This is a genomic window from Mesorhizobium sp. M7A.F.Ca.ET.027.02.1.1 (assembly GCF_004022985.1).
Classification (GTDB): domain Bacteria; phylum Pseudomonadota; class Alphaproteobacteria; order Rhizobiales; family Rhizobiaceae; genus Mesorhizobium.
In genome coordinates, this window is record NZ_RZOL01000730.1 from 1 (window position 1) to 1,478 (window position 1,478).

The 1,478-nt window shown below is 51.1% G+C and carries 1 protein-coding gene and 1 pseudogene; both read right to left on the minus strand.

Annotation, left to right across the window (positions count from 1 at the left end; all coding sequences use genetic code 11):
* Positions 1–590, minus strand: a pseudogene (locus EN749_RS35640) (dienelactone hydrolase-related enzyme); the annotation flags it as partial.
* The coding region (locus EN749_RS35645; protein WP_128364921.1) for a hypothetical protein at positions 580–1,478 on the minus strand (899 nt) is incomplete at its 5' end. The pseudogene EN749_RS35640 and the gene EN749_RS35645, both read right to left, overlap by 11 nt.

The window sequence follows — 1,478 nt, forward strand, 5'->3', positions numbered from 1 at the left end:
CCTAAGCTCATTCCGAGCACGGAAATCTCTCTATAGCCTTCGTGTTTCATCCAACGTATGAGTTTTCGCCCATCCAATACCGCCTGCCTTACAGATTGGATCGTTCGGCCGAGATTAGCGCTAAGCATGTAGTCGGCGTACGCGGCGCCAGGACGGTTGCGCTCGAAATGATAAGGCATGGCCATCTCGACAACCGTGATGCCACGCTGCGAGAAAAAGTTGGCAATCAGACGATTCCGGGCGACTGCATTCCAATGGTGAAAAATCACCATTGCATGATCGAACGACCCGCTTTCTGTGATTTTTGTCCAGACGACATTGTTTTGTTCGATATCAGTAGAAATGTCCGATGGAAACTTGAGCCATCCATCTAGCCTTTCAAAACCCTGATCACTCACACTCGGCTCATCGAAAAAGGCTGGATCAGCCACGGCTTGGTCCGCAAGGGCACAGAATTCCTCGATACTTGTTATCGTCTTCGCACCGGGAAAGGCGCATTCCGCGTCAAGGACGAAATCCGTTGGTTTTTTCCCTTCCTCACCGCGAAGGGCCCGGCGTTCGTCCCAACGATCGAGCCAACTATGAAACACTCTGATTGTTTCCTAACTCGCTCGCTCGCCAGCGGCCCAATCCTGGATCGAACAGGCCGTATAGTGCGACTAGCACTGAAATGGCCAGAAGGGCCGAAAAGCCGGCAAACGCGTCGATCAACAAGTAGCTGACAACAAGTAACGCCACGACCGCCGACATCTTCCACACAGGCGAATGAAATCGACCTCCGACACCTAGTCGGATGGAGCCATACAGAAATACAAAACAGGTCGAAATAACTATAAGAAGGCTGCTGTAATGCGTCGGCATACGATAGCGGAACCCGGTGCTCACATCATCGCGACCTTGGAACATCGAAGACATATCGCCTACCAACCACGCCACAATATTCTCACCACTGGACGCCAGAAAAGAGCTTTGGACCTTCATCCATATGGCGACCAGAACCCCCAAAACAGTACACCGAAAAATCCCACGCATCACTGTGAGGCCGGCTTCATTGAGATCTTGCTGATGATCAACATGCGGCAGCTTCTTCAATCCGTCTCCAATTCTCCAAAGATCATGAGCAACCGTATAGAGCAAAATGAGACCTACGAAGAAAAGATAAAACACTAGGCACATGTATAGGTAAGCGAGCCCGGTAAAAACGACTGTTTCGGGAACAGATATGACCTCAGGGCGGACAAGAGCTATTTTTCCCCAATCCATGGCATAGTTGCCACCGCCCTTCATCAACGGGATCAAGGACACGCCGACCCATTGAAAAAGACCCGCGAACAGCAAGCAAATCAAAAAAACCGACCAATATGTGTACGAGGAAGCGTCAACGTTGCGCAACCAGGCGTCGTCGCTTTCCACCTGATCGACCTGCGCCGCGAGCTTTCTGCGCCCCTCACTTTTCCAGAAGACCAGCAACTCTATAA